This window comes from Streptomyces sp. NPDC046925 (genome assembly GCF_040644915.1).
Taxonomy (GTDB): domain Bacteria; phylum Actinomycetota; class Actinomycetes; order Streptomycetales; family Streptomycetaceae; genus Streptomyces.
Window position 1 is genome coordinate 134,567 of record NZ_JBEYWZ010000011.1, and the last position, 21,892, is coordinate 156,458.

15 protein-coding genes are annotated in these 21,892 nt (G+C 71.2%); 12 read left to right on the forward strand and 3 right to left on the reverse strand.

The genetic code is table 11. The annotated features are described in order from the left end of the window. Positions 1-188: 188 nt before the first annotated feature. The 6 genes from ABZ906_RS34365 (at position 189) to ABZ906_RS34390 (ending at position 12,432) form a co-directional block, all read left to right on the forward strand. On the forward strand, positions 189-3,101 hold the full coding sequence (locus ABZ906_RS34365; RefSeq protein ID WP_361389640.1) for a protein kinase: 2,913 nt from the start codon (positions 189-191) through the stop codon (positions 3,099-3,101). 240 nt (positions 3,102-3,341) lie between these two features. Then, entirely contained in the window at positions 3,342-5,096 is a 1,755-nt protein-coding gene (locus ABZ906_RS34370; protein ID WP_361389829.1) for a serine/threonine-protein kinase, read from the forward strand. A gap of 103 nt (positions 5,097-5,199) precedes the next feature. After that, the gene (locus tag ABZ906_RS34375; protein ID WP_361182269.1) at positions 5,200-6,876 is read left to right on the forward strand and encodes a protein kinase; all 1,677 of its coding nucleotides are present in this window, start codon (positions 5,200-5,202) and stop codon (positions 6,874-6,876) included. A gap of 123 nt (positions 6,877-6,999) precedes the next feature. Next, the gene (locus tag ABZ906_RS34380) at positions 7,000-8,745 is read left to right on the forward strand and encodes a serine/threonine-protein kinase (RefSeq protein WP_361389642.1); all 1,746 of its coding nucleotides are present in this window, start codon (positions 7,000-7,002) and stop codon (positions 8,743-8,745) included. 148 nt (positions 8,746-8,893) lie between these two features. Next, positions 8,894-10,510, forward strand: a complete 1,617-nt coding sequence (locus ABZ906_RS34385; protein ID WP_361389644.1) for a succinic semialdehyde dehydrogenase — start codon at positions 8,894-8,896, stop codon at positions 10,508-10,510. Positions 10,511-10,593: 83 nt separating this feature from the next. Further along, entirely contained in the window at positions 10,594-12,432 is a 1,839-nt protein-coding gene (locus tag ABZ906_RS34390) for a GMC family oxidoreductase (RefSeq protein WP_361389646.1), read from the forward strand. 144 nt (positions 12,433-12,576) lie between these two features. Here ABZ906_RS34390 and ABZ906_RS34395 read toward each other — a convergent pair whose 3' ends face one another. Beyond that, positions 12,577-13,686 carry an LPXTG cell wall anchor domain-containing protein gene (locus ABZ906_RS34395; protein WP_361182262.1) on the reverse strand — a complete coding sequence of 370 codons (1,110 nt, stop codon included), beginning with the start codon at positions 13,684-13,686 and terminating at the stop codon, positions 12,577-12,579. Positions 13,687-13,841: 155 nt separating this feature from the next. On the opposite strand from ABZ906_RS34395, the gene ABZ906_RS34400 reads away from it, so the two are divergent. Both ABZ906_RS34400 and ABZ906_RS34405 read left to right on the forward strand, forming a co-directional pair. Further along, positions 13,842-14,267, forward strand: a complete 426-nt coding sequence (locus tag ABZ906_RS34400) for a hypothetical protein (protein ID WP_361389648.1) — start codon at positions 13,842-13,844, stop codon at positions 14,265-14,267. Between the two features lie 360 nt (positions 14,268-14,627). Next, positions 14,628-15,221: a hypothetical protein gene (locus ABZ906_RS34405; RefSeq protein ID WP_361389650.1), complete on the forward strand. Its 594-nt coding sequence runs from the start codon at positions 14,628-14,630 to the stop codon at positions 15,219-15,221. Between the two features lie 800 nt (positions 15,222-16,021). Here the strand turns inward: ABZ906_RS34405 and ABZ906_RS34410 are convergent. Continuing rightward, a complete protein-coding gene (locus ABZ906_RS34410; RefSeq protein WP_361389652.1) occupies positions 16,022-16,309 on the reverse strand; it encodes a chorismate mutase in 288 nt (95 codons plus the stop codon). A gap of 401 nt (positions 16,310-16,710) precedes the next feature. Between ABZ906_RS34410 and guaA the strand changes: the two genes are divergently transcribed. Next, positions 16,711-18,297 (forward strand): glutamine-hydrolyzing GMP synthase, encoded by a 1,587-nt coding sequence (gene guaA, locus ABZ906_RS34415; protein WP_361389654.1) that lies wholly within the window; start codon positions 16,711-16,713, stop codon positions 18,295-18,297. 83 nt (positions 18,298-18,380) lie between these two features. On the opposite strand, the gene ABZ906_RS34420 is transcribed toward guaA, so the two are convergent. Next, positions 18,381-18,860 carry a pyridoxamine 5'-phosphate oxidase family protein gene (locus ABZ906_RS34420; protein WP_361389656.1) on the reverse strand — a complete coding sequence of 160 codons (480 nt, stop codon included), beginning with the start codon at positions 18,858-18,860 and terminating at the stop codon, positions 18,381-18,383. Between the two features lie 163 nt (positions 18,861-19,023). On the opposite strand from ABZ906_RS34420, the gene ABZ906_RS34425 reads away from it, so the two are divergent. The 3 genes from ABZ906_RS34425 to ABZ906_RS34435 all read left to right on the forward strand — a co-directional run bounded on the left by ABZ906_RS34425 (position 19,024) and on the right by ABZ906_RS34435 (position 21,892). Then, on the forward strand, positions 19,024-19,809 hold the full coding sequence (locus ABZ906_RS34425; RefSeq protein WP_361182250.1) for a class II aldolase/adducin family protein: 786 nt from the start codon (positions 19,024-19,026) through the stop codon (positions 19,807-19,809). A 160-nt stretch (positions 19,810-19,969) separates the two neighbouring features. After that, positions 19,970-21,235, forward strand: a complete 1,266-nt coding sequence (locus tag ABZ906_RS34430) for a hypothetical protein (RefSeq protein ID WP_361389831.1) — start codon at positions 19,970-19,972, stop codon at positions 21,233-21,235. A 132-nt stretch (positions 21,236-21,367) separates the two neighbouring features. After that, positions 21,368-21,892: a DoxX family protein gene (locus ABZ906_RS34435; RefSeq protein WP_361182248.1), complete on the forward strand. Its 525-nt coding sequence runs from the start codon at positions 21,368-21,370 to the stop codon at positions 21,890-21,892.

A 21,892-nucleotide genomic window follows, 5' to 3' on the forward strand; every position in this document is an offset into this window, starting at 1 on the left:
CGAAGAGCGGGTCCGGGGCGCCGCGGACAACGGAATCGGGGAGTCCGCGGCAATCGCCCCAGTGAGATCTGGAATCCCCTCAATGCGGTTTGCCTCGGGCACGTATCGTGAGTGTCTGCGGACCGTACGCAGCCGCAACAGTGCACAACACGAACGGATTTGACCACCGGGCGGACGCAGGAGGCGGCGTGGACGAATACGCGGGGCGGGTTCTCGCCGACCGCTATCGCCTCCCGCTGCCTCCCGCGGACGAGTACGAACTCGCGGAGACGCGGGCCTTCGACACGTACAGCGGGCAGGAAGTCCTGGTCAGGCAGGTGCCGTTGCCCGAGGTCGTCGACGCCGAAGTGCTTGAGCTCGATGAGCGCGACCTGCCGGACGGTGAGCTCCCCGCCGGGTTCGTGAGCGCGGGGGCGGTCCGGCGGCCGTCGGCGCGTACGACGCGCAGGCCGTCGGATCCGGCGGTGCGGCGCGCGATAGAGGCGGCGCAGGCCGCCGCGCAGATACCCGACCATCCGCGGCTCGACCAGGTCTTCGACGTGTTCGCCGAGGGCGGTTCGCTGTGGATAGTGAGCGAGTTGGTGGCGGCGAGGTCGCTGGCCGCGCTGCTCGCGGACCGGCCGCTGAGTCCCTACCGCGCGGCGGAGATCGCGTCGGACGTGGTGACGGCGCTGCGGGTGCTGCACGCGCACGGCTGGGTCCACCGGAACATCACCGCGCGCACGGTTCTGGTCTGCGACGACGGCAGGGTGGTCCTCACGGGCCTCGCGGCGGGCGCGGCGGAAGAGGCATTGTGCGGGTACGACCCCCGGCCCGAGGAGCTTCTCGCGGGGTTCGATGCCGGGGGCGGGGCCGGCTCCGGTGCGGGGACCGACGCCGGTGTGGCGGCTGACTCCGACGTGGAGGCCGGCTTCGACTCGGAGGCCGGCATCGACGCGGATGAGGCTGATGGGGCGTACGCGGCTGACGGGGCGTACGAGGTTGATGAGGCCGGCGATGCGCGTGGGCATGCCGCGATCGAGGCCGCCCCGCACGCGGAGCCCGGCGGTGACGCCCGGGTGGCCCGGCCCAGCGCCATAGCCGCCTACCGTGCCGGGACGCGGGCCGCGGCGCGGGTGAGCGAGGAGCCGGGGGGTGGCCCTGGGTTCGGTGCGGGCGGCGATCCCGCCGAGGGTTACGACGAGGATGCTCCGGAGGGTCCGGGCAGCGGTGAGCCCAAGGCTGCCGGGCTGATCCTGGATCCGTACGGCGTCAGCGGCAAGAAGCAGTGGCACGGGGCCGTGCCGAGGGGCGGCGGGGGTACGGGTCTCGGCGGGTTCTCCGGTGCGGTTCCGGACCAGCGGGGGGCTGCGGAGCCGGGCTCGGCCGTAACGGGCTCGGCCGGAACGGGCTCTGTTGGGACGGGTTACGACGAGCTCGGCTATGACGAGCGGCGCCACGAAGATCAGGGCTTAGACAGCCGGGGCAATGGCGAGCGGGGTTTCGACGGCGGCCAGGGACGTGGGACCGGCCGTACGGCGCCGGGCCCCGCAGCCACGCGAGGCGGAGGCGGACCTAAGGCAGCCCCCGGCGGAGAGGGACCGGGCTCCACCCCCGCCCCCTCCGTAACCGGCCACAGCTACTGGGACTCCCTCGTCGCCGAGCGCAGCGGCGCGCGGCGCGGGCCCGCCACCGCCCTTGCCGCGGAGCGCGCCCGGCATGCCCGGATGACCGTGGTCGGCGGAGTGACCGAGCGGTGGGCGCCCGAACAGGCCGGGCCCGTGCACGAGAACTGGCGGCTCGCCCCGCCCATCGGGCCCGCCACCGACCTCTGGGCCCTCGGAGCCCTGCTGTTCAGGGCGGTGCAGGGCCACGCGCCCTACCCGGAGGAGAGCACCTTCGAGCTCGTCCAGCTGGTCTGCGCCGAGCCGCCCGCCTTCGCGGAGGAGTGCGGTCCGCTCAGGCCCGTGGTCGAGTCGCTGCTGCGACAGGACCCCACGGAGCGGCTCGACTTCGAGGAGCTGAACGGCTGGCTGCGTTCACTGGTCCGCTCGGCGCCCGAGCCGGAAGCCGGTGCGAACGTCGTGCCCGCGCCGCCGTTCGACGCCAAGCGCCTGCCCGTCGTACGCCGTCGCGGTGACCTCGTACGCCGGAAGAAGCGACGCGCGCCGGAGAAGCGGCGCTCACCCGAGAAGCGACGCAAACCCGAGAAGCAGCGTGCCGCATCCGCGTCCGCGCCCGCGGCCGACCCGGCGCCGAACCGGCAGAACGGACGGCACAGGCACAAGCAGCCCAAGCAGCTCAAGCAGCAGAAGCGAGTACGGGAAACCGGCTTTTCGGCCTCCGCGCCCGCGGCGGCCCCCCGCCGGAGCAGCCCGCCCCGGCAGAGCGGTACGGGACAGCCGCGCTCCCTGGGTCGCCTCATGCTCCTGCTCATCCTGGTCGGCCTTGTCGCGGCGGTCGCGTACGCCGTTGCCTTCATGCCCAAGTCGGGGGAGAACGAGGGCAGTGAGCGGGCCGGCTCCGTCGGGGACCCCGGCACCAGCCAGGGCCCCGAGCCCGGCAGCAGCTCCAGCGCCCGCCCCAGCGAGGACGGCAAGTCCGACCGGCCGAGCGACAAGCCGGAGAAGAGCCCCGACGCGGAGAAGCCGCGGACCAGCGGCCCCGAGCTGCCGCAGGGCTTCACGCTCCGCAAGGACGCCGAAGGCTTCCGGGTCGCCGTCGCGAGCGGCTGGGACCGGCAGCCCAAGAACGGGCGTGGGCAGGTCCTTTACACGCACGGCGACTTCGAGCTGATCGTCGTGCCGGGGCGGGACGGCACGGACGAGTACGGCAAGGACCCCATGAAGTACCAGCGCGAGCACGAGCGCGAGCTGCAGCCGTTCCGCGATTCGACCTGGGCCACGTCCAGCGGGATGCGCACGGTGGAGGTCGGCGGGCGGACCATGGCCGAGGGGCAGTTCACCTGGCAGGACACGGAGGGGCGCGAGACCTTCGTGCGCAACCTCGCGATGGCGGTCGGCGGGAAGTACCACGTGGTGCAGATCCGGGGCCCTGAAGCCGAGCGTGACGAGGTGTCGAGACTCTTCGAGCAGGCCTCGGCGACGTACCAGGCCGATTGAAATCGTTCGCCCGCGGTCCTGGACGGTCACGGTCGTTCAGAGATGTGCATAAAACTTCACAGACCTTCACCAATGCTGCATCAGCCCTGTACCCGGCGGCAGTTGACGTCCCGAAAGGCGCCGAAATGCTGCCTCACGCGTCACAGTGAGGTCTCCGTGCACCCCCCGGAGGTTCCGCGCACGCCACCCGCTCCCTAATCTGGGGCATGTCAGGAACCAATGCGGGGGATCGTGAATCAGATGCAGGGCCTGCTCCTCGCGGGCCGCTACCGGCTCGGAGAGTCCATAGGCCGCGGTGGCATGGGCCGGGTATGGCGAGCACATGACGAGGTGCTGCACCGGACCGTCGCCGTCAAGGAGCTGACGGCTGCCCAGTTCGTGGCGGAGGCCGACCGCGCCGTCCTGTTCGCGCGTACGCACGCCGAGGCGCGGGCCGCGGCCCGGATCAACCACCCCGCGGTCGTCACCGTCCACGACGTCCTGGAGTACGACGCCAGGCCCTGGATCGTGATGGAGCTCGTCGAGGGCTGTTCGCTCGCCGACGCCGTCAAGGACAAGGGCCGCATCGAACCCGTGGAGGCCGCCCGCATCGGCCTGTGGACCCTCAAGGCCCTGCGCGCCGCGCACGCCGCCGGGGTCCTGCACCGCGACGTCAAGCCCGGCAACGTACTTCTGGCGAACGACGGCCGCATCCTGCTCACCGACTTCGGGATCGCCGCGATCGAGGGGGACTCGACGATCACGCGGACCGGCGAGGTCGTCGGGTCCGTGGACTATCTGGCGCCCGAGCGGGTCAGCGGCGCCAACCCCGGCCCCGCGTCGGACCTGTGGGCGCTCGGCGCCACCCTGTACACGGCGGTCGAGGGCAACTCCCCGTTCCGGCGCACCTCTCCGCTGGGCACGATGCAGGCCGTGGTCACGGAGGAGCCCGCGCCGCCGGAGTACGCGGGTGCGCTCGGCACCGTCATCGGCGCGCTCCTGCGCAAGGAACCGGACTCCCGGCCGACCGCGGAAGTGGCCGAGCTGATGCTCGCCGAGGCGGCGGAGGGGCGCAGGCCGAGCGCCGGGCCCGCGTACGTGGCGACGCAGGTCCACGCCACGTCCCAGCAGGCGCAGGCACATGCGCAGCCGCAACAGCAGGCGCAGCCGCATCCGCAGGACCCGCGCCAGCACACACCGCAGTCCGGCACGGTCGCCCCCGGAAACGGCAACGGCAACGGCTACGCCAACGCCAACGGAAGCGGCTACGGCGGCGAATACGGCAGCGGAGACAGCACCAGGGTCGGCACCGGCACCGGCCCCAACTCCGGCCCCACCTACGCCCCCCACCACTCCGGCACCGTCGTCCAAGGCGGCCACCAGTCCTCGTACGACCCCTCCCGCCCCGCGAAGCGCCGCAAGTGGCCCGCGGTCGTCGCGGTCGTCGCCGCGGTCGTGCTGCTCGGCGGCGGTGGCCTCGGCGGCTATCTGTACTTCCAGGACGGCAACGACGGCGGTACGTCGCAGGTCGGCGACGGAAAGCCGGGCAAGTCCGTCGGCGGCATCCCCGCCAACTGGGAGCGGGTGCACGACGCCGAGGGCTTCAGCCTCATGCTCCCCAAGGGCTGGGAGCGCGAGGTCGACGGCAGCCAGATCGACTACACCCCGGACCACGGGCGGCACTTCGTACGCATCAGCATCGACCGCCACACGACGTTCGAGAGCCCGTACACGCACCAGCTGGAACTCGAAAAGAACCTGCGGCCCAAGCTGCCCGACTACAAGCGGCTGCAGCTGGACCAGAACACCTTCCGCGACCGGCAGGGCGCGCTCTGGGAGTTCAGCTGGAAGGCGGGTGCGAACGACACGACCGCGGGCCCGCGACGCGCCATCTCACAGAGCTATATCAGCCGTGACGGCGTCGAATACGTGGTTTACATGTCGTCCCCCGCAGGCGACTGGAACAAGACGCGCACTCAGTTCGACGCGGTACTCCGGGGCTGGCGAGAGGGCTGAACGCGGGCGTCCGCAGCCGGGATGCCCGGGACGAGCGGCCGGAACCAGTCCGCCGCGCAGGCCGACAGGGTCCGACCGCACACGGGTGGGGCATGATGGCCGCATGGGGAGCGTGGGGGACAACCCCCGGGTCATAGCCGGCCGTTACCGCCTGGATGCGCGGCTCGGCAGGGGTGGCATGGGCGTGGTCTGGCAGGCCACGGATCAGTTCCTCGGCCGCCGGGTCGCCGTCAAGGAACTCGCCCTCGACGACACGCTCTCCGAGTCCGACGCGATGCAGCAGGTCGAACGCACCCTGCGCGAGGCACGGGCGGCGGCGCAGCTGCGGCATCCGCACATCATCGTCGTCCACGACGTCGTCGTGCAGAGCGACCACCCGTACATCGTCATGGAGTTGATCGAGGGCGGTTCGCTCGCCGGGCGCATAGCGCGGTCGGGTCCGATGCCGGCGCGGACGGTGGCCCGGATGGGCATCGATCTGCTCGGCGCGCTGCGTGTCGCGCACGCCGCCGGGGTCCTGCACCGCGACATCAAGCCCGCGAACGTCCTCATGGAGGAGGCGACCGGGCGTGTCGTCCTCACCGACTTCGGGATCGCGCAGGTCAGCGGCGCGACGACGCTCACGGAGATCGGGTCCTTCGTGGGCTCTCCGGAGTACACCGCGCCCGAGCGGATGTCGGGCGAGCGGACCGGGCCCGAGTCCGACCTCTGGTCGCTCGGCGCGCTCCTCGTCGCCGCGCTGACCGGCGAGTCGCCCTTCCGCCGGGAAACGATCAGCGGGGTCCTGCACGCCGTCGTCTTCGACGAGATCCGTCCGCCGCCCGCGGCCGCGCCGCTGCTGCCCGTCGTCCTCGGCCTCCTCGAACGCGACCCCGAACGGCGCCTTGGCGTGGCGGAGGCGGAGCGGCTCCTGCGGACGTACGTGGAGACGGGGCGGATGCCGTCGACGCCCGCGGGCCGGGCGGGCGGGCAGCCGTCGGCGCTGCCGGGCGGAAGGCCGGGCGGGAGAACGGGCGGGAGGACGGGCGGAAGACCGGGGGGCTACACGCCCACCTACCGTGACCTGCCCACCGGTCCGCCCGCGCACCCGGAGGGACCCTCACGCCGCCGCCGTCGCGCCATGCTGATCGCCGCCGCCCTCGTGGCCGCCGTCGCCGGGGCCGCGGTGTCCGCCGCGCTCCTGCTGGGCAGGGACGGCGACGGGAACGGCCGTACGCCCTCGACGCCGGCCTCGACGGGCCAGAGCGCGCCGACGCGGACGGTGACCCCGTCGCCTTCGCCGACGCCGACGGTGACGGTGACGCGCAGTTCCGACACGCCCGAGCCCTCGACGCCCGAAGCCCCCGAGGGCTACCGCGTCACGAAGGACCCCAAGGGCTTCACGCTCGCCGTGCCGGACGGCTTCACGCGCGAGGTGGACGGGCCCCGCGTCTTCTACAAGTCGCGGGGCGGAACGTTTCGCATAGGCATCAAGGTGTCGGCCCCGCAGCCGGGCGGGCCGCTCGCCGTGCAGCGCCGCTCCGACGCCGAGGGGCCCGAGAACAACCCCGGCTACCGGGACGGCGAGGTCACCGAGACCTCGCAGAACGGACGGCCCGCCGCGCTCTGGCAGTTCACCTGGGACGGCTTCACGGCGGCGGAGGGCGACCGGCACACGTACGACCTGTGCTGGCAGGAGGGCGGCCGGATGTACGACGTCTGGGTCTCGGCGCCGGTCGGCAGGGCCAAGGAGGGCAGGCGCTACTTCGACACGGCGGTGGACTCCTTCGTACGCGGCTGAGGCCTGGTCGTACACCGTGAGGCCTGGTCGTACGCCGCTGAGGCCCCGCCCCGCGCATCGCCCCTGTCACAAGTCGGTGACCCCAGTGGAACCGGATGCCTTCGGCAAGGTAGTGATGTGGCCATGAGCAATGACGGGGGAGCCTCCTACGGCCCGTACGAACCAACCAGTTTCGGCCTGCAGCCGCCACAGCCGCAGCAACCGCAGCAACCGCAGTCGCAGCAGCCGCCGCACCAGCAGCAGCCCCAGCACCCTGCCGCGCCGACCCCGCCCCCGTCGCCGTACGCCCAGCCCACCCAGGCGGTGCCGAACCAGCAGAACCAGCCGAGCCACCAAAACCACCAGAACCACCCGAACCAGCAGCCCGAGGCGGACCCCGGCGCGGGCCGCCTGATCGCGGGCCGCTACCGCCTCCTCTCCAAGCTCGGCCACGGCGGCATGGGCACGGTCTGGCGCGCGAAGGACGAGACGGTGGACCGCGAGGTCGCCGTCAAGGAACCCCGGATCCCCGACCACCTGCCCGAGCGCGAGCGCGCCAACGCCTTCGAGCGGATGCGCCGCGAGGCGCGCGCCGCGGCCCGCCTCGACCACCCGGCCGTGGTCAACGTCCACGACGTCGCGGTGGAGGACGGCCAGCCGTGGATCGTCATGGAGCTGGTGCAGGGCCGCTCGCTGGGCGCCGCGCTCCAGGAGGGCACCCTGGGCGCCCGGGACGCCGCCCGCATCGGCCTCGAGGTGCTCGGCGCGCTCGACGCCGCTCACCAGGCGGGCATCCTGCACCGCGACGTCAAGCCGGACAACGTGATGCTGGGCCGGCACGACCGGGTCGTCCTCACCGACTTCGGCATCGCCCAGATCGAGGGCGAGACGAACCTGACGGACACCGGAGGCTTCGTCGGTTCGCCCGAGTTCATCGCCCCGGAGCGGGTCCTCGGCCAGCGCCCCGGCCCGGCGTCGGACCTCTGGTCCCTCGGCGTGGTCCTCTACGCCGCTACGGAGGGCGTCTCGCCGTTCCGGCGCAACAACACCCCCGCGACGCTGCAGTCCGTCCTGAACGCGACGCCCGCGGCACCCGCATCGGCCTCGGGTCCGCTCGCGCAGGCGATCAACGGACTGCTGGTCAAGGAGCCGGGCCAGCGCCCGCGCGCCGCGCAGGTCCGCGCCCTCCTGGAGGAAGCGTCCCGGCCCCCGCAGCCTGCGCCCACGCAGGTCGTCACGGCCGCCGGAGACGGACGCGGCGGCGCCAAGGGCATCTTCCTCAGCCGCAAGGCGCTGGCCGTCGTAGCCGGTGTGGTCGTCGCGGCCGTGGCGGCGGGCGTGCTGGTCGCCCTGAACCCCTTCGCGGGTTCGGACGCGGAGGGGTGGAAGGACCACGAGTCGAAGGCGGTCGCCGCTACCGTCTCCGCGCCCGAGCACTATGTGGAGAGCAAGCCCGAGCCCACCGAAACGGACAAGACCTGGGTGCGGTACACCGACCCCAGCGGCGCCATCTTCATCACGCTCGACCTCGCCGAGAAGAAGGACACCTCCGCGGAGGTCCTCGGGTCCGCGGCGTCCCAGGCGTACGCCGACATGGAGGACTTCAAGGCGAGCGGCGAGTCCTCGTTCAGCCACATGTCCGGCGACCCCGTTCCGCAGGGAACGACGAAGGACGCCACGTACAAGGAGAAGGACGCCGCCGAGAACACGGTCAAGTACACCGACTCGGAGACCGAGCAGCCGCACGAGGCGAAGATCTTCTACTACCGGACCGAGTCCGGGAACATGTACCGGCTCTGGATCGACTACCCGGGCAAGGGCGACTTCACCGACCGCGGCCGCGAGGTCGCGCAGACCGCCATCGACAACCTGGAGATCGAAAAACTCTGACCCGCCCGGAGTCGCGTAGCCCTGCGAGCCCACTAAGCCCCTGATCAGGCCCTTTGCCGCCAGCAATCGCTGGCAAGGTGTGTGCGCCCGGTGAAAGCTGATTACCGACGGGTACCCAAAACTCTGACCTGGGCCTACGCTCACCACCATGACGGACTCGCAGGCCACCGCAGCGGCCATCGGAACGAACCCGGCAGCCACCGCTCCCGAAGGCGCGCGCACCGCCGCCGACGTGGTGACTCCCGAGCTGATCGCGCAGCTCACCAGGGACGTGGTCGGCTCGGGACGGACCGCCAACCACACGCCGTTCACCGGCGAGAAGCTGGCCGACCTGCCCGAGTCCACCCCCGAGGACGTGGCCACCGCCTTCGAGCGCGCCCGGGTCGCCCAGGTCGCCTGGGAGCGCACCCCGGTCCGGCAGCGCGCCGCGGTCCTGCTCCGCTTCCACGACCTGGTTCTCCAGCGCCAGGCCGAGGTCCTCGACCTCATCCAGCTGGAGACCGGCAAGGCCAGGCTGCACGCGCACGAGGAGCTCCAGGCCGTCGCCGTCGCCGCCCGGCACTACGGCCGCAGGGCCCCCGCGTATCTGAACCCCAAGCGGCACACCGGCGTCGTACCGACCCTCACGAAGGTCACCGAGAACCGGCAGCCGCGCGGTGTGGTCGGCCAGATCGCGCCCTGGAACTACCCCCTCGAGCTCTCCATCGGCGACGCCCTGCCCGCCCTCGTCGCGGGCAACGCGCTGGTGATGAAGCCCGACACGGAGACCTGCCTGACCGCCCTGTGGGCCCGCGACCTCATCATCGAGGCCGGTCTGCCCGCCGAGGTCTTCCAGGTGGTCCTGGGCGAGGGTCCTGTCATCGGCCCCGAGATCGTCAAGCACGCCGACTACGTGTCCTTCACCGGCTCCACGCGCGTCGGCCGCGAGGTCGCGCAGGGCGCCGCGGGCCGCCTCGTCGGCGTCTCGCTCGAACTCGGCGGCAAGAACGCCATGCTGGTCCTGCACGACGCCGACATCGAGAAGGCGGCGGCAGGCGCCGTGCGGGCCTGCTTCTCGTCCGCGGGCCAGCTGTGCATATCCATCGAGCGGCTGTACGTCCACGAGTCGATCGCCGAGGAGTTCGTGGAGCGCTTCGCGGCGCGCACGAAGGCGATGCGCCTCGGCCGTTCCCTCGCGTACGGCGCGGAGATGGGTTCGCTGGTCGGCGAGCGGCAGCTGGAGACCACCAAGCGGCACGTCGACGAGGCGGTCGCCAAGGGCGCCAAGCTGATCGCGGGCGGCGTCGCCCGGCCCGACATCGGCCCGTACTTCTTCGAGCCGACGATCCTGGACGGCGTCGAGTCCCCGATGGCGGTGTGCGGCGAGGAGACCTTCGGTCCGGTCGTCTCCATCTACCGCTTCACCGACGAGAACGAAGCCGTCGAGCTCGCCAACTCCACGTCGTACGGCCTGAACTCCTCGGTCTGGACGAAGGACGGCAGCCGTGGCCGCAAGATCGCGGCCCGCCTGCGCACCGGCACGGTCAACGTGAACGAGGGCTTCGCGCCCGCCTACGGCAGCGTGCAGTCGCCGATGGGCGGCATGAAGGACTCGGGCCTGGGCCGCAGGCACGGCTCCGAGGGCATCCTGAAGTACACCGAGGCGCAGACCGTCGCGCACCAGCGTCTGATGCCGCTCGCGCCGTCCTTCGGCATGGACGACGAGAAGTACGCGGCGTTCATGAGCCTGAGCCTGAAGGTCATGAAGTCACTGCGCCTCCGGTAGGCGCGGCGCCGGGCCACGGCGCCTCAAGGCCACGGCGCCTCAAGAGCCTTTCTCTAGGGGTCAGTTCTCAACGAGGAGAGTCAATGTCACAGGAGAGCTCTGTCCAGAAACAGCCGGACAGCGAGGCGCGCGGTCACGACGACGCGTCGTACGACTACGACGTCATCGTGGTCGGTTCGGGCTTCGGCGGCTCCGTCTCCGCCCTGCGCCTGACGGAGAAGGGCTACCGCGTCGGCGTGCTCGAAGCGGGGCGCCGCTTCACCCGTGAGTCGCTCCCGAAGAACTCCTGGGACCTCAAGAACTACCTCTGGGCACCTGCTCTCGGCCTCTACGGCATCCAGCGCATCCACCTGCTCGGCAATGTGATGGTGCTCGCGGGGGCGGGCGTCGGCGGAGGTTCGCTCAACTACGCGAACACGCTCTACGTGCCCCCCGCGCCGTTCTTCAACGACCCGCAGTGGAAGGACATCACGGACTGGCAGGACGAGCTCGGCCCCTACTACGAGCAGGCCAAGCGCATGCTCGGGGTGCGGCTCAACCCGACCGAGACTCCGTCCGACGTCCACCTGAAGGCGACCGCCCAGGCCATGGGAGTGGGCGACAGCTTCCACATGGCGCCGGTCGGCGTCTTCTTCGGCGACGAGCAGGACGCCTCAGGATCTTCAACGGCCAAGCCCGGCGAAGAAGTTCCCGACCCCTACTTCGGAGGCGCGGGCCCCTCCCGCAGGGCGTGCAGCGAGTGCGGCGAGTGCATGACCGGCTGCCGGCACGGCGCGAAGAACACCCTCAACGAGAACTACCTCTACCTGGCGGAGAAGGCGGGCGCCGTCATCCACCCGATGACGTCCGTCGTCACCCTCACCGAGGACTCGCGGGGCGGGTACGCCGTCGCCACCCTGCCCACCGACAGCAAGCGCAAGGGCAAGGGGCGTACGTTCACGGCGCGCCACGTCGTCGTCGCCGCGGGCACCTACGGCACGCAGACCCTGCTGCACCGCATGAAGGACACCGGCCTGCTCCCGCGGATCTCCGGGCGGCTCGGCGCGCTGACCCGCACCAACTCCGAGGCCCTGGTCGGCTCGCAGACCACCGACCGCCGCTACCGCAAACAGCACGGCGTCGCGAAGGCGGACTTCACCAAGGGCGTCGCGATCACCTCGTCGATCCACCCGAACGCGACCACGCACATCGAGCCGGTCCGCTACGGCAAGAAGTCCAACGCCATGGGCGGCATGACGATCCTCCAGGTGCCGTACAGCCTCAAGGGAGGTGGGAAGGCGCGCGTCGCGGGATGGCTCGGCAATGTCGCCAAGCACCCCTGGCTGACGGTCCGCTCGCTCTCCAACCGGCGCTGGTCCGAGCGGACCATCATCGGCCTGGTCATGCAGACGCTCGACAACTCCCTGACCACGTACCGCAAGGAGAAGGGCATCGGGAAGGGCCTGCTGACCGCGCGGCAGGGCCACGGCGCGCCCAACCCGACGCAGATCCCCGAGGCCACCGAGGCCGCGTCACTGCTCGCCAAGGAGATCAACGGCTTCGCGGGGTCGAACATTGGCGAGCTGATGGGCACCCCGCTGACCGCGCACTTCCTCGGCGGCTGCCCGATCGGCGACTCCGCCGAAGCCGGGGTCATCGACCCCTACCACCGCCTCTACGGCCACCCCGGCATCTCCGTCGTCGACGGCGCCGCGGTCTCCGCGAACCTGGGCGTGAACCCCTCCCTGACGATCACCGCGCAGGCCGAGCGCGCGATGTCGTTCTGGCCCAACAAGGGCGGCGAGGACACACGTCCCGCGCAGGGCACGCAGTACGTACGTCTCGCCGCCGTCGAGCCGAAGACCCCGGCGGTACCGGCGGACGCGTTCGGCGCGCTGAAGCTGCCCTTCCTGGGGATGCCCGCCGTGCCGGCCAAGAAGTAACTCCGGCCGCCTCACGGCACGTACAGCCGCCTCACGGCACGTACATACGCGAAAGGACCTGCGCCCCCCTCCGAGCGCAGGTCCTTTCGCGTGCTTCAGGTGCCGCTTGGCGGCGTGCCGTTACCGGCGGGCTGACGCACGTGCTTACGCGCCGGCGTCGGCCTTCTTGCGACGGACGACGAAGACCGCGCCCGCACCGGCGATGACGGCGACACCGCCGACGAGGCCGATGGTCGGCAGCGCGGAGCTGGAGCCGGTCTCGGCGAGGCTGCCGGTGGTCGGGATCTTGTTGGCGCCGCCCTGGGGGGACTTGGCGCCGGACGGCTTCTTGCCGCCCTCGTTCTCCTCGGCCTCGCCCGGGTTCTCGTTGTTGCTGCCGGCCTTCAGGACGGTGAACTCGTAGAACGCGAACGAGTTGTGCACGCAGTTCTGCTCGGAGTCGAGGTAGCCGCCCAGACCGAGCGCGTAGCCGTCACCGGCCGGAGCCTTCGCGCTGATGTTGACGCGCAGCTTGATGTCGACCTTCTCCTTGGCACCCAGCTCGGTGGTGCCGAAGTAGATGCCGCCCGAGACCTCGTCCGCGATGGACTCCCAGGCCTTGGTGTCGGGGTTGAAGTACTGGATCTGCGCGTAGTTGGCGAGCCAGTCCTTCTCCTTCTCGCTGTCCGTGAAGTTGTCCACGGCGGCGAGCCACTGGACCTCGCCGAGGTCCTCGTCGGTCGGGTTGGCGGCGGTCAGCTTGAACTGGTGCCAGCCGCTACCGGCGACGATCTTGCCGGGCAGACCCGAGATGCCGAGCTCCAGCTTCGAGTCGACGTCGTTGCCGTCCTCGTCGACCGCGCACTCCGTGGGCTCCTCGGAGGGCTCGTCGGTCGGGTCCTCGGTCTCGGCCGGCGGGGTCGTCGCCGGAGGCGTGGTCGGCGGCGTCTCGCCCGGCTTCGTGGGCGGCGTCTCACCGGGCGTGGTCGGCGGCGTCTCGCCCGGCGTGGTGGGCGGCGTCTCACCGGGCGTGGTCGGCGGCGTCTCGGACGCGGGGGCCGACGAGCTCGGAGGCGCGGTGGTGGGTTCGTCGGTCGCGAAGGCGGCAGGGGCCGACAGCAGCGCGAGCGGGGCTATGGCGGCGGTCGCGGCCGCGGCGGCCATGACACGGCGGAGCTTCATGAAGACCTCAGTCAGTCCGGCGTACCGCCTGGTGGGCGATACGGAGGTGGAGGCCTCCGCGGTGGGGACGCGGGTGTGGCCGTTGTTACGCATGCATGACCTGCGTCGGCGGTGAATGGTTGTCCTTTACCTCACAGAATTCTTATGTGGCTTGGATCACACAGCTTGTGCCGTCATCGCCGGGTGCCGTAGAAATTCCCCCGCTCTACGGTGATCCGCCGGGAGCAAGGGCATCAGGAGGGGGCGTCGTGGCGGAGCCGGACGAGAAACCGGATCGAATACCGGACGAGATACCTGACCGGCTGCCGGACGACGTGTGGGAGCGGTTCGAGCGCGACAGCCTGCGCGACATCCGCACCTCGGCGCCGAAGGAGCCGTCCGCACGGGCGCGCATGGTGGCCGAACGGCTGCGGCGCCTCGACGAGGAGGCGGCCGTCCGGAAGGCCGCGGAGTCGCGGGCGCTCGGCCGCAGGCGCAGGAAGCGCAAGGCGGCGCAGGGGGAGGGTGCCGCCGGGGCGTGGCGCCCCGACGAGTGGCGGGCCGCGCCGACCGGGCCGCGGGGCAACGAACGTTCGGAGCGCAGCCGCCGGGTGTGGAGCGTGGTGATCGTGGTGGGCGGCATGGCACTGGCGATCGTGTTGCTGAGCCCGTTCCGGTTCTGGATCTGGCGGTAGCGGGGGTGTGGCGGTAGCGGGGTGTGGCGATAGCGCGGGGTCCGGCGGTAGTCCGGACGGGTGGTGGCGCGTCCCTGGTGGAACCGCCGGTAACGATCTTCCGTCGTAGGAGGAGTGCGGGTGACTCCGCATGATGCGAGGCGAAAGTGGGGGAGCGGAGACGTGAAGTCAGCTGTGTCGCGTGGCGTGGTGGCTGTTTCAGTGGTGGCGGTGCTCGGTCTTGCGGCGGGGTGCAGCGGGAGCGGCGGCGGTAAGGACGACGGCGCCGGCGACGGAGGCGGGAAGCCGTCGAAGTCCGCGCAGGCTCCCGGTGCGTCTTCCGATGCGTCTTCCGATGCGCCCTCCGACGCGTCTGCGACCGTGGCGAGGCTGCAGAAGGCGGCTCTGGCCTCGGGCGACGTCAAGAAGTACGAGGTCGAGGAGGCGCCCGCGAAGGCCGCGGCGCAAGGACGCGTGACCCCGGCGGATTGCCGCCCGCTGTCCGACTGGCTCGACGCCACCACCCCGCAGAAGTCGACGGCTCACGTCAGCCGCACGCTGACCAGCACCGATGTCGAGGACGGCACGACGACCGAGGTCGTCCTTTTCGCATACGACCGGGCCGACGCCGAGAAGACCATGGACACGCTGCGTGCGGCGACGAAGTCGAAGAAGTGCGCCACGTTCCGGGACGGCAGCCACCGCTACATCGGTGTCAGGCCGCAGCCCGCGCCCGTCGGGGGCGACGAGGCCGTCTCGTACAAGCTCGCGAACCGCGCCGACGAGTTCCTCGAACGGCACCGCGTCTCGGTCGTACGCAGCGGCTCGACGCTGATCGCTTTCCGCGCCGTGAACATCTTCGACCCGGAGTCGGTCGGGGGTGACGCGGGCGACAAGGGCGGGGCCGCGGGCGACCCGGAGGTGGCCGAGGCGATCGTCGACGCGCAGCTGGAGAAGCTGGCGGGAACGAAGTAGTCGCTGGCGGGAACGACGTAGTCACGGCAGCTGGTCGCGACAGGTGGGTCACGGCATACGGTCACGGCAGACCGAAGGGCCCCGCGGGACGGATCCGCGGGGCCCTTTGGCTGTCAGCACCGACGTCAGGGCAGCGTCGGTGCCACGGAGCGGCGCCGGGGGAGTGCGCCGCGAGTCGGGAGGCGCTGGTGGCCGCCCCGGCGCACGGGGGGCGCACTAGTGGTCTCGACCAATGGCAATTGAGTTGTGCACTGCCGCGCTTGCGACCTGTCCTGCTAGGCATCGTGCTGGATGCGCCGTGACCCGCGCAACCAGTTCGACGTGATCCTGACGAACAGGGACAGCTGGGGCGTTCCGAGGGGACGGACAAGCCCAAGAGGTGAGGGACCGGGGACCTTCAAGCGGTGGGGGGCGCTTGAGGGGCGCTTGGGGAGCGCTTGGGGGAGGACGCCTCGGGAAGACGCTTGGGGAGGCGCTTCGGGGGACGGAGGCCGGTCGGCTCCGGGCGTCCCCGAAGCCGACCGTTCCCTGGGTGACCGGGCATGCTGTCCCCTGCCGTCCGGTCACGTCTCTGGAGCGAGGTCCCACGGCACACACGAGGTGTGTGCCTCATCGCTCCAGCGGAGCCACGCGTGGTTTTTCCGTGCCCGCCCCTGGCTGGCACGGACATCGGGACCAACGAAGCCCCGCCGGGCCCGGTCACGCGCCGTACGGGTGAGAGCGGACCCGAACTCAGATCCGGTGGACCCGTGGCGCGACCGGCGGGTTTCAGGCCCGGCAGGTTTCAGGCCCGGCAGGTTTCAGACCCGGCCCCTGCACAGTTCGAGGAGCGTCATCGCGAGCGACGTACCGGGCTTGCCGAGGGCGTCCCTGTAGTGGCCGAGGACCTCCATCTCGCGGGAGAGGTTGACGCGCCGGCCGCCCGATCCGATGCGGGCCTCCTGGATGACGGCCGATACGGCCATCCGTTCCTGTACGAGACCGATGATGCGGTCGTCGAGTGCGTCGATGCGGTCGCGCGCGCCCTCGATCACGTCGGCGGCCTCGGGGGTGCGGGCGCCGGTCTTGTCGGTCGTGGCGATGGTCATCTGGGGCTCCTCGTCGATGAAGTGCCCCGGAGTGACAAGGACCGGAAATGACAGAACGCCCCGGGCCTTGTCGGCCCGGGGCGCCTGGGAAGTCGCTTGTCAGTGGATCAAGCAGCTCGACCATGGCAGCCGGCGGGCCGGTTGCCATAGGTAAAGAGGAAGCTGAGGTGCTTGGTCACGCAGCCAGTATGCCCCCACACGCGCGTGCCCGGTCAACACGGCTCGGGCACGGCTCGGATACTGAGACGCCCCTGCGCCGCCATGGACGGGGGGCGGGCTCCGTCGGATGCGACGAAGGGGGTGTCCGCGGGCCCGTTAGAATCGACAAAACAGACCCCACTGCTCACGCACGAGCCGCAGCTCGCGCGGGGGCTCAAGCTCAACGCCGGAAGGCCGCCGCCGTGCCATCAGCGTCCCCCGCTGCCGCCGCCCCCGACACCGTTCTGGTCGTCGACTTCGGAGCGCAGTACGCCCAGCTCATCGCCCGCCGCGTCCGCGAGGCCCGGGTCTACAGCGAGATCGTGCCGAGCACCATGCCGGTCGCCGAGATGCTCGCGAAGAAGCCCGCCGCGATCATCCTCTCCGGCGGCCCCTCGTCGGTGTACGCGGACGAGGCCCCGCGCCTGGACCGCGCGATCTTCGAGGCCGGTGTCCCCGTCTTCGGCATGTGCTACGGCTTCCAGCTGATGGCCACCACCCTCGGCGGCACCGTCGACAACACGGGCGCGCGTGAGTACGGCCGCACGCCTCTGCACGTCTCCAAGTCCGGATCGACCCTCTTCGAGGGCACCCCGGACGAGCAGTCCGTGTGGATGTCGCACGGCGACGCGTGCAGCGCGGCGCCCGAGGGCTTCTCCGTCACCGCGTCCACGGACGTCGTACCGGTCGCGGCCTTCGAGGACGACGAGAAGAAGCTGTACGGCGTGCAGTACCACCCCGAGGTCATGCACTCCACGCACGGCCAGCAGGTGCTCGAGCACTTCCTCTACCGGGGCGCGGGCCTGAAGCCCGACTGGACCACCGGCAACATCGTCGAGGAGCAGCTCGCCGCGATCCGCGAGCAGGTCGGCAACAAGCGCGCGATCTGCGGCCTGTCCGGCGGCGTCGACTCCGCCGTGGCCGCCGCCCTCGTGCAGCAGGCCATCGGTTCGCAGCTGACCTGCGTGTATGTCGACCACGGTCTGATGCGCAAGGGCGAGACCGAGCAGGTCGAGAAGGACTTCGTCGCGGCCACGGGCGTGAAGCTCAAGGTCGTCGACGCACAGGAGCGCTTCCTGACCGCGCTTGCCGGTGTCTCGGACCCCGAGCAGAAGCGGAAGATCATCGGCCGCGAGTTCATCCGCGTCTTCGAGCAGGCCCAGGCGGAGATCGTCGCCGAGGCGCCCGGTGACCAGCCCGTCGAGTTCCTGGTCCAGGGCACGCTCTACCCCGACGTCGTGGAGTCCGGCGGCGGCACCGGCACCGCGAACATCAAGTCCCACCACAACGTGGGCGGCCTCCCCGAGGACATCGAGTTCCAGCTGATCGAGCCGCTGCGCCAGCTCTTCAAGGACGAGGTGCGCATGGTCGGGCAGGAGCTCGGCCTGCCGGACGAGATCGTCCAGCGCCAGCCCTTCCCCGGCCCCGGCCTCGGCATCCGCATCGTCGGCGACGTCACCAAGGAGCGCCTCGACCTGCTCCGTGAGGCCGACGCGATCGCCCGCGAGGAGCTGACGGCGGCCGGTCTCGACCGGGAGATCTGGCAGTGCCCCGTCGTGCTGCTCGCGGACGTGCGCAGCGTGGGCGTGCAGGGCGACGGCCGGACGTACGGCCACCCGATCGTGCTGCGGCCCGTCTCCTCCGAGGACGCCATGACGGCCGACTGGACGCGTATGCCGTACGACGTCCTCGCGAAGATCTCGACGCGCATCACGAACGAGGTCGCCGACGTGAACCGCGTCGTCCTCGACGTGACGAGCAAGCCGCCGGGCACCATCGAGTGGGAGTAGTCGCCGGGGCCCGCTGAGGGCCCGGACTCGAACGCCGGTGCCGCCGTCCCTCGATGCAGGGTGGCGGCACCGGCGTTTTCTTTTCAGGTCCGCCTGTTCGTCCGCGCCGGCGCACCCGGCTTCCACAGCTGCACCGCCAGATACTTCCCGTCCTCGACGTACGTCCGCACCACCTCCGTCAGCTCCGTGCGGAAGAGGTGGAACGCGTCCGGGTCCGGCGGGTTCACGTCGCCCGCGTACCGCGCGATGACCTCGGGGTCCTCGACCTCGATCGCCCGACCGGAGATCCGGATGTCGCCGCCCGCCATCTCCGTGCCCGGGCCCGGGTTCGCCTGGATCGAGAAGCGCGGATCGCGGCGCAGATCGAGCGCCTTCAGCGAGTCCGGCATCATGCCGAGCCACAACTCCCCGTACAGGAAGCGGACCTCGAGCCCGGTCGTGCGCGGCGATCCGTCCTTGCGCAGCGTGGCCAGGACGTGATGCGTGAACAGGCCGAACCGCTCCTGCGCGATCCGCGCGAAGTCGGGTTCCGCCGCGCCGAAGGCTGCCCAGTTCGTCGTCATACGGTGAGTGTCGCGCCGATACCCGACACCTTCGGTCCGGATTGACGCACCGATTTCTGTCCGGCGTCGCGCTCCGCGTGCGCACTCTCTTCACAGGGGACCCCTGTCTTCCTGCGCTGACCGGCGGTAACTTCCGCTCCGTACAGCCAGGGATGGAGGACACATGCAGGCGCCCACACCGATACCCGTCGAGCGGTTGCAGTTCGCGATGCCGCCGGTGCACGACTCGTTGGCGGACGAACGGCGCTACCGCAAGGAACGGCTCGCGGGGGCGCTGCGGATCTTCGGGCGGCTCGGATACGAGGACGGGGTGTCCGGGCACATCACCGCGCGGGACCCGGAGCACGAGGACTGCTTCTGGGTGAACCCCTTCGGGATGCCCTTCAAGCACGTCACCGTGGGCGATCTGGTCCTCGCCAACGCGCAGGGGCAGGTCGTCGAGGGGCGCCACCACGTCAACCAGGCCGCCTTCACCGTCCACGCCCAGGCACACCTGGCGCGGCCCGACGTCGTCGCCGTCGCGCACTGCCACTCGCTGCACGGCAGGGCCCTGTCCACACTCGGCGAACTCCTCGACCCGATCACCCAGGAGTCCTGCGCCTTCTACGAGAGCCACGCGCTGTACGACGGCTACACCGGCGTCGTCGTGGACTCCGACGAGGGCCGGCGGATCGCCACCGCGCTCGGCGGCCACAAGGCCGTCATTCTGCGCAACCACGGGCTGCTCACCGTCGGCGACTCCGTCGACGCCGCGGCCTGGTGGTTCCTCACGATGGAGCGCTCCTGCCAGGTCCAGCTGAGCGCGCGGGCCGCGGGCCGCCCGATCCTCATCGGCCACAAGCAGGCGGTGGCCACGCGCGAGCAACTCGGCAGCGATCTCGTCGCGTGGATCAACTACCAGTCCCTGTGGCAGGACATCAGCCGCAGTGAACCGGATCTCCTGGCATGAGCCGATGATCTCCGGCGTCAACACGGGGACGCGGAATTCACCCTCGCTGACCTGACCCCGGTCATCTGATCGTCTTCCAGTACGGCACAATCCCCTTTCATCGCAAGGAAGTTCACGTTTCGGTGCCCTTGAGGGGGCGGGGAAGGCGGCGTACGCGGTGGTGGCGGTGCAGGAGGCGCGGCAGGGCGCACACGGGGGCGGCTGCACATGTGGCGACTGCCCGCACGGTGCGCGGCAGGGGCATCGGCGTGCCGTGGCCGCGTTTCTCGCCAAGCGCGACGAGCTCGCGGCGGGACAAGGGCTGCCCGCGGCGGTCGCCCACTCGGCGGGCGCTTCCCGGCAGTGGGTGTCGGACGAGCTGACCCAGTCGGCGCGCGACGTCGCCGAGCGCGGCCGGGCCGAGGGCGAGGCCTGGCTCGGTCTGCTGTGGCGGCGCACCGTCGGCGTCGTCTGGGTCGCGGTGGGCCTGCTGCTCCTGGTCCAGGCGCTCACCGCGATCGGCACCGGGTGGACCCTCGCCCGGACCGGCGGAGTACTCGCGGCCGTGGTCGTCGGCGGGCTGCTGACCGGCGCCGGATACGCGCACCGGGCGCGCGGCGGCATCATCGCCCCGCTGCTCGGCGAGGACAACCGCCTCTCCACCTCCCGCGCGGTGGCCGCCTGTTGGGTACTGCTCGTCGTCTTCGCCGTGCTCGTCCTCGCGGGCCAGCTCGCCGGGGCCTCGGGGCACCGCGAGCGGGACGAACTGATCGCCGGGCTCGACCTCGCCCGCGCCGCCGGTGCCGTGACCGTCCTGGCCGTGGTCTGCGGGGTCGCCGTGCTCGTACGCCGCGTGGTGGGCTTGCGGGTGCTCGGCCAGCGGCTGCAGAAGGTGCCCGCAGACCGCCCGCGCGCCGCCGATCTGCTCACCGACGACGCGGGCCGCGGCAGCTTCACTGACGCGCAGTACGTCCTGGTCAGCGCCGTCGCCATGGTCTTCGCCGCCGTGCGCCTCGCGCGCCGCCCCGAACAGCTGCCCGACCTGCCGTGGGGGCTCGCCGTCCTCGTCCTGGTGTCGGCGGCGACATACCTCACCGGCAAGTACACCGAGGGCGGCCGTCCCGTGATCCTCTCCGTGGTGCGCGCCCGCGAGGCCGGTGACCTCGACGGGCCCATCCGCACGGGAGACGACATCGAGATCCGCGGCGCCGGATTCGTGCCCCCGGGCGCCCAGACCGCCGATCGGCTCGCCCGTATGGCCGTTCGCATCGGCACCGTGCACGTCCATGTGCCGCTCGTCCCCGTGCCGGGCGGTTTCACCAACCCGACCGACGTGACCCTGACGGTCCCCGTCCCGGTCGACGTGGAGCCCGGGCGCGTCGACGTCCAGGTGATCACGGCCGCGGGCGTGGAGACGAACCGCTGCACGATCGACGTCACGGACTGAGCACCCCGGCCCCCTGTGGGTCCGGTCCTCGCGAATTCGGTGCAAGCCACTGAGCAGGCCCCCCTGTTCGTACGTATCGTCAGATGACGGGTCCATGGGCGAAGCGGGTCAACGGGAGAGGCGGCGAGAGCTATGGCTCACGGCATGCGCACCGACAGCCACACCAGCTACGTCAGAAGCAGCGGCTGGCGCGAGAGCGCCTCCCGGTACGCCCTGCTCCCGCTCCGGATCTTCCTCGGCGTCACCTTCATCTACGCCGGCCTGGACAAGCTCACCGACAGCGCCTTCATGTCCGCCGGTGGCGCGGGATCCATCGGCGAGATGATGGAAGGCGTCCGCGACATCTCCGCCTTCCCCGGCCTCGTCGACCTCTCCCTCAAGAACCCCGTCGGCTTCGGCTACGCCATCGCCTTCGGTGAACTCGCCGTCGGCATCGGCACCCTCATCGGCCTGTTCGCCCGGATCGCCGCGCTCGGCGGTGCCCTCATCTCGCTCAGCCTCTGGCTGACCGTGAGCTGGTCCACCGAGCCCTACTACTACGGCAACGACCTCGCCTACCTGATGGCCTGGCTCCCGCTGATCCTCGCCGGAGCCGCCGTCTTCTCGGCCGACGCGATGATCGCCAACCGACGCAGGCACACCGCGGGCCTCGACTGA

Bases quoted from the DNA above. Each gene is read 5' to 3' on its own strand.
- ABZ906_RS34395 (WP_361182262.1), bottom strand. From the start codon at position 13,686: ATGCGTAACAACGGCCACACCCGCGTCCCCACCGCGGAGGCCTCCACC.
- ABZ906_RS34375 (WP_361182269.1), top strand. From the start codon at position 5,200: ATGGGGAGCGTGGGGGACAACCCCCGGGTCATAGCCGGCCGTTACCGC.
- ABZ906_RS34380 (WP_361389642.1), top strand. From the start codon at position 7,000: ATGAGCAATGACGGGGGAGCCTCCTACGGCCCGTACGAACCAACCAGT.
- ABZ906_RS34435 (WP_361182248.1), top strand. From the start codon at position 21,368: ATGGCTCACGGCATGCGCACCGACAGCCACACCAGCTACGTCAGAAGC.
- ABZ906_RS34390 (WP_361389646.1), top strand. From the start codon at position 10,594: ATGTCACAGGAGAGCTCTGTCCAGAAACAGCCGGACAGCGAGGCGCGC.
- ABZ906_RS34410 (WP_361389652.1), bottom strand. From the start codon at position 16,309: ATGACCATCGCCACGACCGACAAGACCGGCGCCCGCACCCCCGAGGCC.
- ABZ906_RS34425 (WP_361182250.1), top strand. From the start codon at position 19,024: ATGCAGGCGCCCACACCGATACCCGTCGAGCGGTTGCAGTTCGCGATG.
- ABZ906_RS34420 (WP_361389656.1), bottom strand. From the start codon at position 18,860: ATGACGACGAACTGGGCAGCCTTCGGCGCGGCGGAACCCGACTTCGCG.
- ABZ906_RS34370 (WP_361389829.1), top strand. From the start codon at position 3,342: ATGCAGGGCCTGCTCCTCGCGGGCCGCTACCGGCTCGGAGAGTCCATA.
- ABZ906_RS34385 (WP_361389644.1), top strand. From the start codon at position 8,894: ATGACGGACTCGCAGGCCACCGCAGCGGCCATCGGAACGAACCCGGCA.